This window comes from Pseudomonas sp. R1-18, from assembly GCF_051132095.1.
Classification (GTDB): Bacteria; Pseudomonadota; Gammaproteobacteria; order Pseudomonadales; family Pseudomonadaceae; genus Aquipseudomonas.
Window position 1 is genome coordinate 4,403,002 of the sequence record NZ_CP071658.1, and the last position, 12,468, is coordinate 4,415,469.

The 12,468-nt window shown below is 61.7% G+C and carries 11 protein-coding genes; 2 read left to right on the forward strand and 9 right to left on the reverse strand.

Annotated features, from left to right (window positions below; translation table 11 throughout):
* Positions 1-80 precede the first annotated feature (80 nt).
* Genes miaA through J3P77_RS20130 form a run of 5 tightly spaced genes read right to left on the reverse strand, consistent with a single transcriptional unit; the run spans position 81 to position 6,392 of the window.
* Positions 81-1,052: a tRNA (adenosine(37)-N6)-dimethylallyltransferase MiaA gene (miaA, locus tag J3P77_RS20110; RefSeq protein WP_434678322.1), complete on the reverse strand. Its 972-nt coding sequence runs from the start codon at positions 1,050-1,052 to the stop codon at positions 81-83.
* Entirely contained in the window at positions 1,053-3,008 is a 1,956-nt protein-coding gene (mutL, locus tag J3P77_RS20115; protein WP_434678323.1) for a DNA mismatch repair endonuclease MutL, read from the reverse strand. It abuts the gene before it with no gap.
* Positions 3,005-4,435 (reverse strand): N-acetylmuramoyl-L-alanine amidase, encoded by a 1,431-nt coding sequence (locus J3P77_RS20120; protein WP_434678324.1) that lies wholly within the window; start codon positions 4,433-4,435, stop codon positions 3,005-3,007. The genes mutL and J3P77_RS20120 overlap by 4 nt, the downstream gene beginning before the upstream one ends.
* Positions 4,436-4,437: 2 nt before the next feature.
* Positions 4,438-4,908 (reverse strand): tRNA (adenosine(37)-N6)-threonylcarbamoyltransferase complex ATPase subunit type 1 TsaE, encoded by a 471-nt coding sequence (gene tsaE / locus J3P77_RS20125; protein WP_434678325.1) that lies wholly within the window; start codon positions 4,906-4,908, stop codon positions 4,438-4,440.
* Positions 4,896-6,392, reverse strand: coding sequence for an NAD(P)H-hydrate dehydratase (locus J3P77_RS20130; RefSeq protein WP_434678326.1), 1,497 nt, complete (start codon positions 6,390-6,392; stop codon positions 4,896-4,898). Before J3P77_RS20130 ends, tsaE begins: the two co-directional genes overlap by 13 nt.
* 64 nt (positions 6,393-6,456) lie before the next feature.
* Between J3P77_RS20130 and queG the strand changes: the two genes are divergently transcribed.
* Positions 6,457-7,536, forward strand: a complete 1,080-nt coding sequence (queG, locus tag J3P77_RS20135) for a tRNA epoxyqueuosine(34) reductase QueG (RefSeq protein WP_434678327.1) — start codon at positions 6,457-6,459, stop codon at positions 7,534-7,536.
* Positions 7,537-7,965: 429 nt separating this feature from the next.
* Here queG and J3P77_RS20140 read toward each other — a convergent pair whose 3' ends face one another.
* Both J3P77_RS20140 and orn read right to left on the reverse strand, forming a co-directional pair.
* Complete coding sequence (locus tag J3P77_RS20140; RefSeq protein ID WP_434678328.1) at positions 7,966-8,577, reverse strand: trimeric intracellular cation channel family protein; 612 nt, start codon at positions 8,575-8,577, stop codon at positions 7,966-7,968.
* Positions 8,578-8,640: 63 nt separating this feature from the next.
* Positions 8,641-9,174: an oligoribonuclease gene (gene orn, locus J3P77_RS20145; RefSeq protein ID WP_434678329.1), complete on the reverse strand. Its 534-nt coding sequence runs from the start codon at positions 9,172-9,174 to the stop codon at positions 8,641-8,643.
* Between the two features lie 109 nt (positions 9,175-9,283).
* On the opposite strand from orn, the gene rsgA reads away from it, so the two are divergent.
* Entirely contained in the window at positions 9,284-10,315 is a 1,032-nt protein-coding gene (rsgA, locus tag J3P77_RS20150; RefSeq protein WP_434678330.1) for a small ribosomal subunit biogenesis GTPase RsgA, read from the forward strand.
* Between the two features lie 255 nt (positions 10,316-10,570).
* Here the strand turns inward: rsgA and motB are convergent, their stop codons facing one another.
* Both motB and motA read right to left on the reverse strand, forming a co-directional pair.
* The gene (gene motB, locus J3P77_RS20155; protein WP_434678331.1) at positions 10,571-11,584 is read right to left on the reverse strand and encodes a flagellar motor protein MotB; all 1,014 of its coding nucleotides are present in this window, start codon (positions 11,582-11,584) and stop codon (positions 10,571-10,573) included.
* Positions 11,585-11,587: 3 nt separating this feature from the next.
* The gene (gene motA, locus J3P77_RS20160) at positions 11,588-12,439 is read right to left on the reverse strand and encodes a flagellar motor stator protein MotA (protein ID WP_434678332.1); all 852 of its coding nucleotides are present in this window, start codon (positions 12,437-12,439) and stop codon (positions 11,588-11,590) included.
* Positions 12,440-12,468: the final 29 nt, after the last annotated feature.

Sequence of the window (12,468 nt, forward strand, 5' to 3'; positions counted from 1 at the left end):
CTTTAAGGATCAATAATAATAAATCGAATTCGATTGGCTTGACCGGCCACCCCCCAAGGATAGACGGCTATTGCAAGGACTCAGCTCAATATGGAGACCGATCCCAGGTATTTCAAGGCGCGTGGCAGATTGTCGCAAGCCAGGCTGTCCAACCAGTGCAGATTCTCCCAGCTGCGTAACCAGGTGAATTGCCGCTTGGCCAGCTGGCGCGTCGCGATGATGCCCCGCTCCTGCATTTCGTCCCGTGTCAGCTTTCCATCCAGGTGATCCCAGACCTGGCGATAACCGACAGCCCTTATAGACGGTAATCCGCTATGCAGATCACCTCTTGAGCGCAATGCCAGTACTTCGTCCAGAAACCCCTGATCCAGCATTTGCATAAAACGTAGCGCGATTCGGTCGTGTAAGACCTTGCGATCAGCCGGGGCTATCGCAAGGCTGGCGACAGTATAGGGCAATTGCGCAAACCCCGATGCCGCTGCAAGTCCACTTTGCGCACTTTGTTGCTCGCGATGTGCAGTCATGCTCATCCCGCTCACCATAAACACCTCCAGCGCCCGGATCAGCCGCTGCGGGTCGTTGGGGTGAATGCGCGCCGCCGATACCGGGTCGACCTCGGCCAGACGATCATGCAGCGCCTGCCAGCCATACGCCCTGGCGTCGGCCTCCAACTGCGCTCTGACAGCCGCATCGGCGGCTGGCATATCGGCGAGCCCGTCCAGTAGAGCCTTGAAATACAACATAGTGCCGCCGACCAACAAAGGAATATTTCCCCGCGCCGTGATCTCTGCCATGGCGGCCAGGGCATCAGTGCGGAAGTCGGCGGCTGAATAGCTTTGCGAAGGGTCGAGGATATCGATCAGGCGATGCGGGAATTCGGCCAATTGCGCCTTGGAAGGCTTGGCCGTCCCGATGTCCATGTCGCGATAGACCAGCGCCGAATCGACGCTGATCAATTCACAAGGCAGAACTTTGGTCAGTTCGATGGCAAGGTCGGTCTTGCCGGCAGCGGTTGGCCCCATGAGGAAAATGGCCGGAGGTAACGCATTCATTCAACGACCGCGCAGGAAGAGTTTATCGAGATCATCCAGGCCCATCTGGGTCCAGGTGGGACGGCCGTGGTTGCACTGGCCGCTGCGTTCGGTGTTTTCCATGTCACGCAGCAAGGCGTTCATCTCTGGAATGGCCAGACGCCGGTTGGCACGAATCGCACCATGACAGGCCATAGTGCCGAGCAGCTCGTTCATGTGCGCCTGCACACGGTCGCTGGTGCCGTACTCCATGAGGTCGGCGAGCACATCGCTGACCAGCCGGTTTGCCTCGGCCTGCTTGAGCAGCGCCGGAATCTGCCGTATCGCCAGAGTTTCCGGACCCAGGCGCTGAAGCTCGAAGCCAAGCCGCTGGAAAGTTTCGAGATGCTCGTCGGCACAATCGGCCTCACGCTGACTCACCGCCAGGGATTCAGGCACCAGCAACGGCTGGCCGCTCAGGCCCTCGCTGGCCATGGCGATCTTCAGACGCTCGTACATGATCCGCTCGTGAGCGGCATGCATGTCTACCAGCACCAGGCCATGGGCGTTTTCGGCCAGGATATAGATCCCCTTGAGCTGCGCCAGCGCGTAACCCAAAGGTGGAACATCATTCTGTGCATCGGGAAGCGCGCCGGCTGCGGCCCCAGGCAACGGCGCAAAGAATTCGCGGTAGGCATTCTGCGCTTCGGCAGTCGGCAGGCCGGTCGTGGGTCTTGGTGTGTACTGGTATTGGTAGCCGCCGCCGGAAGTGCCTTGTGTCGGTTGCGCATAGGGCTGCGTGTAAGACTGGCCTTGCGGTTGCTCCAATGTGTTATTGGCCAGGCGCATCTCGCCCTGCGGGCCGAACTCACCGGCCTGCGGCCCGGTTGGCCTTGGCGCGGCAACGCCAGGCGCGGTGCCTGCAAGCTGATCTTCAGGACGCACATCACCCAGGGCGCGGTGCAAGGTGCCGTACAGGAAGTCATGCACCATGCGCCCGTCGCGGAACCGCACTTCGTGCTTGGTCGGGTGGACGTTTACGTCGACCGCGGCCGGATCGACCTCGAAGAACAGCACAAAGGTCGGGTGCCGCCCGTTGAACAGCACGTCGCGATAAGCCTGACGCACCGCGTGAGCCACCAGCTTGTCGCGAACCGCACGGCCGTTGACGAAGAAATATTGCAGATCCGCCTGACTGCGCGAAAACGTCGGCAACCCGACCCAGCCCCACAGGTGCAGCCCATTGCGTTCGATTTCGATGGGCAGCGCCTGCTCCAGAAAACCCGGCCCGCACACAGCCGATACCCGCCGCGCTCTGGACGTGTCGTCGAGCGCTTCATGCAGGCTGAGGATCGTCTTGCCGTTGTGGCGCAAGTGAAAGGCGACGTCGAACCGCGCCAGCGCCATGCGCTTGATGACTTCCTGCAGATGGTCGAACTCGGTCTTTTCCGCCTTGAGAAACTTGCGCCGCGCCGGTGTGTTGAAAAACAGGTCACGTACTTCGACGGAGGTGCCCACCGGGTGAGCGGCAGGCTGGACGCGTGGCGCCATGTCGCGGCCTTCAGTCTCCACCTGCCAGGCCTGATCCGCCCCACGAGTCCGTGACGTCAGGGTCAGGCGGGCAACCGAGCTGATCGACGCCAGCGCCTCGCCACGAAAGCCGAGGCTCATGACCCGCTCAAGGTCTTCCAGATCACGGATTTTGCTGGTGGCGTGGCGTGCGAGGGCGAGCGGCAGGTCGTCGGAGGATATTCCGCTGCCGTCATCACGCACCTTGAGCAGCTTGATGCCGGCCTGCTCGACGTCCACGTCGATACGACGAGCGCCCGAGTCGAGGCTGTTTTCCAGCAGTTCCTTGATGACCGAAGCCGGCCGTTCGACCACTTCACCCGCAGCGATCTGGTTGGCCAGTCGCGGGCTGAGCAGTTCGATTCGCGCAGCATTCAGGAGTGCGTGCGAAGCCTCGACCTCGATACCGTCAAGAAGAAGATCGGTCATGGCTGGGTGGCCACCTCTGCGCTTGGAATCCGCAGATCCTGACCGACACGCAACTCATCGGTCTTGAGATTGTTGGCGCTGCGCAGAGTGGCAACGCTCATGTCATAACGCGCGGCGACCATCGCCAGCGTCTCGCCCGAGCGCACCATATGGTTGCGCGGCCCCTGCGCCAGCTTGCCGTTGTCCCGCAACCAGGCAATGTAGGTACCCTGTGGCGGATTCTGCTGGAAGAACTGTTTGACACCGGAATTGATCGAGCGGGCCAGCGCCTGCTGGTGCGAAGCGGAAGTCAGCTTGTTGGCTTCATTGGCGTTGGAGATGAAGCCGGTTTCCACCAGGATCGATGGGATATCCGGCGACTTGAGCACCATGAAGCCTGCCTGTTCAACGCGGGATTTGTGCAGCGATGTGACACGGCCGATGTTGCTCAGTACCTTCTGCCCGACGTTCAGGCTGGACGATAGCGATGCGGTCATTGAAAGATCGAGCAGCACGCCCGCCAGCATGCGGTCCTTGTCATCGAGGCTGACGGCACCGGCACCGCCGATGAGGTCGGAACGGTTTTCGCTGTCCGCCAGCCAGCGCGCGGTTTCAGACGTCGCGCCCCGGTCGGACAAGGCAAATACGGACGCCCCGAACGCCGCTTTGGACGGTGCCGCGTCGGCGTGAATCGAAACGAACAGATCCGCACCTTTCGCGCGCGCGATTTCAGTACGCTTGCGCAGCGGGATGAAATAGTCGCCGGTACGTGTCAGCTCGGCACGGTAGCCCTTTTCGCCGTTGATCTGGCGTTGAAGCTCCTTGGCGATGGACAGCACGACGTTTTTCTCTTTCTGCCCCGCGCCGCCTGAAGCACCAGGGTCTTCACCGCCGTGGCCGGCGTCGATCACGATCACGATATCGCGCTTGCCATTGGGTACAGGCGTCAGTTTGATCTCCGGCTTGGCCGGGCTGACCGGCACCGCCGGTGCGGTATTGGCGGCCGTGTCCGGCACCGTAGGTGTCGGATTCGCATCGGCGGCGTTGTCGAACAGGTCCACCACCAGACGGTTGCCATACTGTTGGTTCGGCGCCAGCGTGAAACTCTTGGGTGTCACGACCTTTTTCAGATCAATGACGACCCGCAGATCGTTCGGCGTGCGCTGGGCCGAGCGCATGGAGGTGATCGGTGTGTTGTCGGTCGAGACATTGAGCGGACCGCCGAGGGTCGCCCCATTGATATCGATAACGAGACGATCGGGCGCAGCCAGGGTAAAGACACTGTGCTGAACCGGCCCGGTAAGATCGAAGACCAGGCGCGTGTTATCCGGTGCGCGCCACAGGCGAACACTCTTTACTTGCGTAGCGGCCAGCGCTTCGACAGCCAGGGACGACAACAGCAGTCCCACTACAGTGACCAGCGCGCGCATGCGCATACCGAACCTCATATCTATTTGAATTCCAACGCCAAAGTGGCACACCAGCTCTCGCCGCGCGAGCCTTGCGGGCTCAGCGTCACGGAGCGACCTGGCCCTTGCGGGCTAATGGTAATGGTCAGGTCCGGCTTTGGCAAAAAGCCTGCACCACGCTGGGGCCACTCGATCAGACAAAGGGCATTGCCGTCGAAATAATCCCGCACCCCCATGAACTCCAGCTCCTCCGCATCCACCAGCCGATAGAGGTCAAAGTGGAAGATGCGGATCGCCCCCAGCTCATAGGGTTCAACCAAGGTAAACGTCGGGCTTTTCACCGCGCCCGCATGCCCCAGACCACGGATGATGCCTCTGGACAGGGTCGTCTTGCCCGCGCCCAGATCACCTTCCAGAAAAATCACGCCTACGCCTTCGGTGACCTCGGCTAGACGCGAGCCAAAGCTCGCCATGGCCTCTTCGCCCACCACATTCAGCGTTAATTCAGACACGGTTGTTGTTCCTCCAGTAACTGACGAATGGCCGGGATAATGTCGCTGGCGGCGAGCCCGCGCCCCAGTCCGGCAACTTGCTGCCCCGCGCTGGCATGCAGCCAGACCGCGAGACAGGCGGCGTCGAACGCCGCCATGTGTTGGGCCATGAGTGCGCCGACCAGGCCAGCCAGCACATCGCCCAACCCGGCCGTTGCCATGGCCGGATGCCCGCGATCACAGACCGCCAGACGCCCGTCGACGTCGGCGATCAGGCTGCCAGCGCCTTTGAGCACACACACCGCATTGAACTTGCGGGCCAGTGCGCGAGCGGCGGCCAGCCGGTCAGCCTGAACTTCTTTGGTGCCAACACCCAGCAACCGCGCCGCTTCGCCCGGGTGCGGGGTGATGACGCTGCCTTTGGGCAGCGTGAGCTGACCGCCGGCCAACTGATTCAAGGCGTCGGCATCCCAGACTTGCGGACGGTCGGCGTTGGCCGCAGCCGAAAGCAGGCTGCGCCCCCAACTCGCCTGACCGAGCCCAGGCCCGACGACCAGCACACTGGCCGGTTCGATCAGGGCCATCAGCTGGTTGGCCGAGCGGATGGCTGCGCTCATGACTTCAGGAATACGCACCAGCGCCGCCGGCACGTGTTCGGCGCGGGTGGCCAGAGTGACCATCCCGGCGCCGCTGCGCAAGGCGCTTTCGGCGCTGAGCATCGCGGCGCCGCCAAAACCGTGATCGCCGCCGATCACCAGCACTCGTCCATACATGCCTTTGTGGGCCGTCGGTGGCCGTGGTTTGAGCCTCGGCAGATTGGATCGATCAAGGCGCGCAGCACTGACAGGCGTCGCCGCGACCAGAGCCGGATCTGCCTGCAGGTCATCGAACACCAGTTGCCCGACCAGATCCGCGGCATCGCCGGTCATCAACCCAAGCTTGAGGCCGATATAAGTCACGGTCAGATCAGCGCGCACTGCTTCGCCCAGCATCCGACCGGTGTCGGCGCAAAGCCCTGAAGGTATATCGACCGCGGCCACAGGCAGGCCACTGCCGTTGATCGCCTTGATTGCGCCGAGGTAGGGCTCGCGGACTTCGCCGCTCAGGCCGGTGCCAAGCATGGCATCGAGTACTACTCCGATCAAAGGCTGGGATGACCAGTTCTGAATCTCGACTCCCGCGCGGAGCGCTTCTGCATGAGCATCAGCCGCATCGCCCACCAGAGCGTCGGTAGCGCCAACCGCCAGAACCCTGGCCTGCCAACCTGCCTTGTGTGCCAGGGCCGCCACCAGATAGCCGTCGCCTGCATTGTTGCCACGCCCGGCCAGCACGGTCAGCGCGCCGTTTTCCGGCCAGCGTCGACGGATTGCCCGCCAGGTCGCATGGGCCGCGCGCTGCATCAATGCAAAGCCCGGCGTGCCGGCGGCAATCAGCCTGGCGTCGAGGTCGCGCACCTGGGCGGCGCTATACAGCGCGTCGGGTAATTCAGCTTTACTGTCGAACATGCGTTCATGGGCTCCGATGTCTGGCAGAATTATACGCACCTTGGCCCCGGTTTCTCCCCTGCGCATGTCTGCTATTACCGCTGAACTCCCCACTTCCGACGACCTCGCCACCCTTGCGCAATCGATCAAGGCGTGGGGCCGTGAGCTGGGCTTTCAGCAGGTCGGCATTGCCGGGCTGGATGTGGGGGAGCACGAGCAGCACCTGCAACGCTGGCTCGATGCGGGTTATCACGGCGAAATGGACTATATGGCAGCCCATGGCAGCAAACGTTCCCATCCGGACGAGCTGGTGCCGGGAACCTTGCGCGTGGTGTCGCTGCGTATGGATTATCTGCCGGGCGACACCGAAATGACCCAACGGCTCACCGAGCCGGAAAAAGCCTACGTGTCGCGCTACGCTCTGGGCCGGGACTATCACAAGCTGGTACGCAAGCGTCTGCAGCAATTGGCCGAACGCATTCAGCAGGCCATCGGGCCGTTCGGTTATCGAGCTTTCGTCGACAGCGCACCGGTGCTGGAAAAAGCCATTGCCGAGCAGGCCGGGCTGGGCTGGATCGGCAAGAATACGCTGGTCCTCAACCGCAAGGCGGGCAGTTTCTTTTTTCTGGGCGAGCTGTTTGTCGACATCCCGCTGCCGGTAGATCCGCCCCATGCAAGCGAGCATTGCGGACGCTGCTCGGCGTGTCTGGATATCTGCCCGACCAATGCTTTTGTCGGGCCTTATGTGCTGGATGCGCGGCGCTGCATTTCGTATCTGACCATCGAGCTCAAGACCGCCATTCCCGAAGACCTGCGCCCACTGATCGGCAACCGGGTGTTCGGCTGCGATGATTGCCAGATCGTCTGCCCGTGGAACCGCTTCGCCCGGCCGACCGAGCAGAGCGACTTCCAGCCACGGCACAATCTGGACAACGCCGGGCTGGCCGAGCTGTTTATGTGGGATGAGGAAAAATTCCTCAGCAGCACCGAAGGCTCGCCCCTGCGCCGCGCCGGCTATGAACGCTGGCTACGCAACCTTGCCGTCGGGCTGGGCAATGCACCGTCGACCATTCCGGTGATCGAAGCGCTGGAAGCTCGCCGGGACTACCCGTCGGAGCTGGTACGCGAGCACGTGGAGTGGGCGCTACGAAGGCATGGGCGCTGAACAGACCCACCGCGTTATCGTTCGTCGCGAGCAAGCTCCCTCCCACAATAGTCAATGTGGGAGATTCTATCTTTGGGGGTAGCCCTAAACCGCCCTTGGGCAGAAACTCCTGGTGCCCGCGAATCCGCTTTTGATTCTGCCCGCAGGGCGTGGGAGTGACCGGGCGGCGATCCGCTTGCTCTGGGCGGCAATCCGACGATCTGGCGCGTAGCGGCAGTAATCCTGGCGACCTTGGTTATACCGCATGAACCATCTTGCTGCCGGTTCCCGGCAGATCGCAGGCAAGCCAGCTCCTACAGTTCGTGCAGCGCTGCGGTTCTTGTGGGAGATTCAGCTTTCCGTCCTGCCCACCCCATCAAGTCTAAGCATACAAGCCAGCAAGCTGGCTCCTGCAAAGAACAGTTGCTGGCTGGCATCAGCTTGCGCAGGTCAATGCTCATCCTTGTAGACGAACTTGGGCATTTCCCATTTGAAGCGGATGGCCAGCAGGCGCAGCAGCAGGCCGCCGAACAGGGTGATGAGGATGGCTTGCTCGGAAGGCAGTTCGAGGTAGCGGCACAGCAGGAAACACCACGCTGCGAGGAAGGACACGCTGGCGTACAGTTCGCGACGAAAGATCAGCGGGATGTCATTGCAGAAGATGTCTCGCAGGATGCCGCCGAACACGCCGGTAATCACGCCGCAGACCGAAGCGATCAGCATGCCGTGCCCCGCTTCCAGCGCGGTCATGCAGCCAATCAGCGTGAACGCCACCAGCCCGAGAGCGTCGAGCACCAGGAACAGCGAGCGCAGGTGGCGCATCAAGGGCGCGATGAATATCGTCACCAGCGCGGCGACGCTGGTCAGCACCAGATATTCCGGGTGCTTGACCCAGGTCAGCGGGTAATGCCCCAGGAGGACATCGCGTACCGAGCCACCGCCCAACGCCGTCACGCAGGCGATGAGCACCACGCCGAACCAGTCCATCCCTCGCCGCCCGGCCGACAACGCGCCAGTCATGGCTTCAGCGGTAATCGCGATCAGATAGAGCATCAGCAACATGGGGGCATCCCTGCAACGAAGGCGCGCAGTCTAACCGGCAGCCCCGCGCACTGAAAGGGTGCGTTACTTGATGAAATGCTCGCGATAGAAGCGCAGTTCCGCAATCGACTCGCGAATGTCGTCCAGCGCCAAATGCGTGCTGCCTTTCTTAAACTTCAGTTCAGGCGACCAGCGGGCAGCCAGCTCCTTGAGGGTCGATACATCCAGATTGCGGTAGTGGAAATAGTTTTCCAGCGTCGGCATGTGGCGGTACAGGAAGCGGCGATCCTGACAAATGCTGTTGCCGCAGATCGGCGAGCTGCGCTCCGGTACCCACTGCTTGATGAATTCCAGGGTCTGCGCTTCGGCTTCAGCCATGTCGATGGTGCTCTCGCGCACTCGCTGGGTCAGACCCGAGCCGCCGTGCTGGCGCGTGTTCCACTCATCCATTGCGGCGAGCGTCTCGTCGCTCTGATGGATGGCGATTACCGGCCCTTCCGCCAACGTGTTGAGCTCGCTGTCGGTAATGATCGTGGCCATTTCGATAATGACATCGGTGTCCGGGTCGAGCCCGGTCATTTCCAGATCGATCCAGATCAGGTTCTGCTTGTTCTGCATGTGACGACTCCTCAACGTAGGCGCGCAGTTTAGCTTACCCCGCCGTGCTAGACTGCTGCCCGATTCACAGTGCTGTTCAATTCATCGGTTTCATCAAGTCGGAACACCCATGGCCAAACGCCAACTCAATCGTCGTCAAAACTGGCGCATCGAAAAAATCCAGGGCGAACGTGCCGCACGCGCCGCCAAACGCGAGTCGGTCGCGCTGGAATCGCTGGAGGGCGGTGACCTCGGCCCCGAGCAGACCGGCCTGGTGATCGCCCACTTCGGCGTCCAGGTCGAAGTCGAGGCACAGGAAGGCGAACTGGCGGGTCAGGTATTTCGCTGTCATTTGCGGGCCAACCTGCCCGCGCTGGTCACCGGCGATCGCGTCGTCTGGCGCGCCGGCAATCAGGGTATCGGCGTCATCGTCGCTCAGCTGCCGCGCACCACCGAGTTGTGCCGTCCAGACACCCGTGGCCAGCTCAAGCCCGTGGCCGCCAACGTCGATCTGATCGTGATCGTCTTCGCGCCGATGCCCGAGCCGCATGCCAATCTGATCGACCGTTATCTGGTCGCCGCCGAGCACGCCGGGATTCGCCCGCTGCTGCTGCTCAACAAGGTAGACCTGATCGACGAGCAGAACGCGCCGGCGCTCAACGCTCTTTTGAGCGTCTATAGAACGCTGGGTTACCCGGTCGTGGAAGTATCGGCGCATCAAGGCGATGGCATGCAGCAGCTGCAGTCGCAACTGGATGGAAAGATCAGCGTGTTCGTGGGCCAGTCCGGCGTCGGCAAGTCTTCGCTGGTCAACAGCCTGCTACCTGAAGTCGGCACCCGTGTCGGCCCACTGTCCGAACTGTCCGGCCAGGGTACGCATACCACGACCACGGCGCGTCTCTTTCACTTCCCCCGTGGCGGAGATCTGATCGACTCGCCGGGTATTCGCGAATTCGGCCTGGGCCATGTCAGCCGCGCCGACGTAGAGGCCGGGTTCATCGAGTTCAACGACCTGATCGGCACTTGCCGCTTCCGGGACTGCAAGCATGATCGCGAACCGGGCTGCGCCCTGCTCAAGGCGCTGGAAGACGGCCGTGTGCAACAGCAGCGCATGAACAGCTATCGCTCGATCATCGCCAGCCTGCCGGAAGATACGTACTGACGGCCGTTGGGCAATCGCGTTTACCCGCGGTGGCAACTACGCGATTCGCCTGATACTCCGCGTTGATGCCGGTCGCGGGCAAGCGCGCTCCTACACTTGCATGACCGTAGGAGCGCGTTTACCCGCGAGGGCTGTTACGTGATTTGCCTGATACTCCGCGATGCTGCCGGTCGCGGGCAAGCGCGCTCCTGCAGGGGCGCTACACACAAAAGCCTCTGAATCGAAACTTCCGCATGTCGGCGCCAGGTCCGAGACTCAATTCTGGGCGGGTTCCACCTTCAGCGTGCCCTGCTCGAAGATGTTCAGCTTTTGCCGAATCTCATGAGGCTGGGCATACGCCTGCGGGTCGACCGGCGCAGGTGCCGTTGAAGCACCTGGCGCGGGTGCGGCCGGAGCCGCTGGCGGTGGAGTCGGGGCAGTGTTCTGATCGCCTTCGATGCGCTGCAACGCCTTTTTGGTCAACACCACGATATCGATCCGACGATTCACCGGATTGAACGGGTTTTCCCGGTCGTACAGGGACGACGATGCATAACCCACGACCCTGGCAACCTGTGTGTCAGGATAAGTCCCGGCCACCAGCGCGCGACGTGCCGCGTTGGCGCGGTTGGACGACAGTTCCCAGTTGCCGAATCCGCCATTGCCTACAAACGGCGTGGCATCGGTGTGGCCGCTGACGCTGATCTTGTTCGGCACGCTCTTGATGGTGTCTGCCATCGCCAGCAGGATATCTTCGAAATACGGCTTGAGACGGGCGCTGCCGACGTCGAACATCGGGCGGTTGTCGGCATCCATGATCTGGATACGCAAACCGTCCTGAGTGATCTCGAACAGAATCTGGTCCTTGAATTTCTGCAGCTGCGGGTTCTCCTCGACCTTGTTCTGCAGTTCCTGCAGCAACATTTCGAGGCGTTCCTGCTCGACCTGCTCGGCCTTGGTTTCAGACGTCTCGGGCTCCACCGGCACAGTGTCCGGCGAAGGCGTGGTCTTGACCTCGGGGTTGAGCGTCTGGTTCGGAGACATTTCCGGCGAGCCGCCCAGGTCGATGACGTAGGGCGAGCCGCTGTCGGAGAAGCCCACCGGGTCCTTGAAGTAACCGGCGACAGCGATCAACTGTTCAGGTGTGGCGGCCGACATCAGCCACAACACCAGGAAGAACGCCATCATCGCCGTCGCGAAGTCGGCGAAGGCGATTTTCCAGGCGCCGCCGTGATGTCCGCCACCGAAGCGCTTGACGCGCTTGATGATTATGGGCTGATTATTTTCCATGACTTAACGTCCGCGGACCGCTTGTTCCAGCTCGCTGAAGCTGGGGCGATGCAAGGGATACAGCACTTTGCGGCCGAACTCGACAGCCAGCGAAGGCGGCATGCCGGAGGCCGATGCCACCAGCGACGCTTTGATGCATTCGTAGACGTTCATTTCTTCCTTGGCATCGTGGGCCAGGGAAGTCGCCAATGGGCCGAAGAAACCGTAAGCGGCGAGAATACCGAAGAAGGTACCTACCAGGGCCGCGCCAACGTGCATACCGATGGCCGCCTTGTCGCCTGAACCCAGGGACGCCATGGTCACCACGATACCCAGTACCGCCGCGACGATACCGAAACCGGGCATGCCGTCGGCGATACCGGTGATGGCGTGGGAAGGATGCTCAAGCTCTTCCTTCATGCTCAGCAATTCCATGTCGAACAGGCCTTCGAGTTCATGGGGAGCCATGTTGCCGGAGGACATGATGCGCAGGTAATCGCAGATGTACGCGGTCATGCGGTCATCCTTGAGCACGCCAGGGTACTTGGCGAAGATCGGGCTGGAAGCCGGCTCTTCGATATCGCCTTCAATCGCCATCATGCCTTCGCGGCGGCTCTTGTTGAGGATCTCGTAAACCAGGCCCAGCACTTCCAGATAATAGGCGTGCGTAAAGCGCGTCCCGAACATCTGCAGCGACTTCTTGAACACGTGCATGGTCATGTGGCCAGGGTTGGCCTGCAGGAACGCACCCAGGGCCGCACCACCGATGATCAAGACTTCATAGGGCTGCCAGAGCGCCATGACCTTGCCGTGGGAGAGGACGTAGCCCGCGAGCACGCTCGCGAATACGACGATGATGCCGATAATCTTAGCCATAGGTAAAAATACTTTACTGAGTCGGGTTC

Coding starts and splice junctions, on each gene's coding strand:
- miaA (WP_434678322.1), bottom strand. CDS start 1,052: ATGAATGCGTTACCTCCGGCCATTTTCCTCATGGGGCCAACCGCTGCC.
- queG (WP_434678327.1), top strand. CDS start 6,457: ATGTCTGCTATTACCGCTGAACTCCCCACTTCCGACGACCTCGCCACC.
- J3P77_RS20120 (WP_434678324.1), bottom strand. CDS start 4,435: ATGAGGTTCGGTATGCGCATGCGCGCGCTGGTCACTGTAGTGGGACTG.
- motB (WP_434678331.1), bottom strand. CDS start 11,584: ATGGAAAATAATCAGCCCATAATCATCAAGCGCGTCAAGCGCTTCGGT.
- J3P77_RS20130 (WP_434678326.1), bottom strand. CDS start 6,392: ATGTTCGACAGTAAAGCTGAATTACCCGACGCGCTGTATAGCGCCGCC.
- mutL (WP_434678323.1), bottom strand. CDS start 3,008: ATGACCGATCTTCTTCTTGACGGTATCGAGGTCGAGGCTTCGCACGCA.
- orn (WP_434678329.1), bottom strand. CDS start 9,174: ATGCAGAACAAGCAGAACCTGATCTGGATCGATCTGGAAATGACCGGG.
- J3P77_RS20140 (WP_434678328.1), bottom strand. CDS start 8,577: ATGTTGCTGATGCTCTATCTGATCGCGATTACCGCTGAAGCCATGACT.
- rsgA (WP_434678330.1), top strand. CDS start 9,284: ATGGCCAAACGCCAACTCAATCGTCGTCAAAACTGGCGCATCGAAAAA.
- motA (WP_434678332.1), bottom strand. CDS start 12,439: ATGGCTAAGATTATCGGCATCATCGTCGTATTCGCGAGCGTGCTCGCG.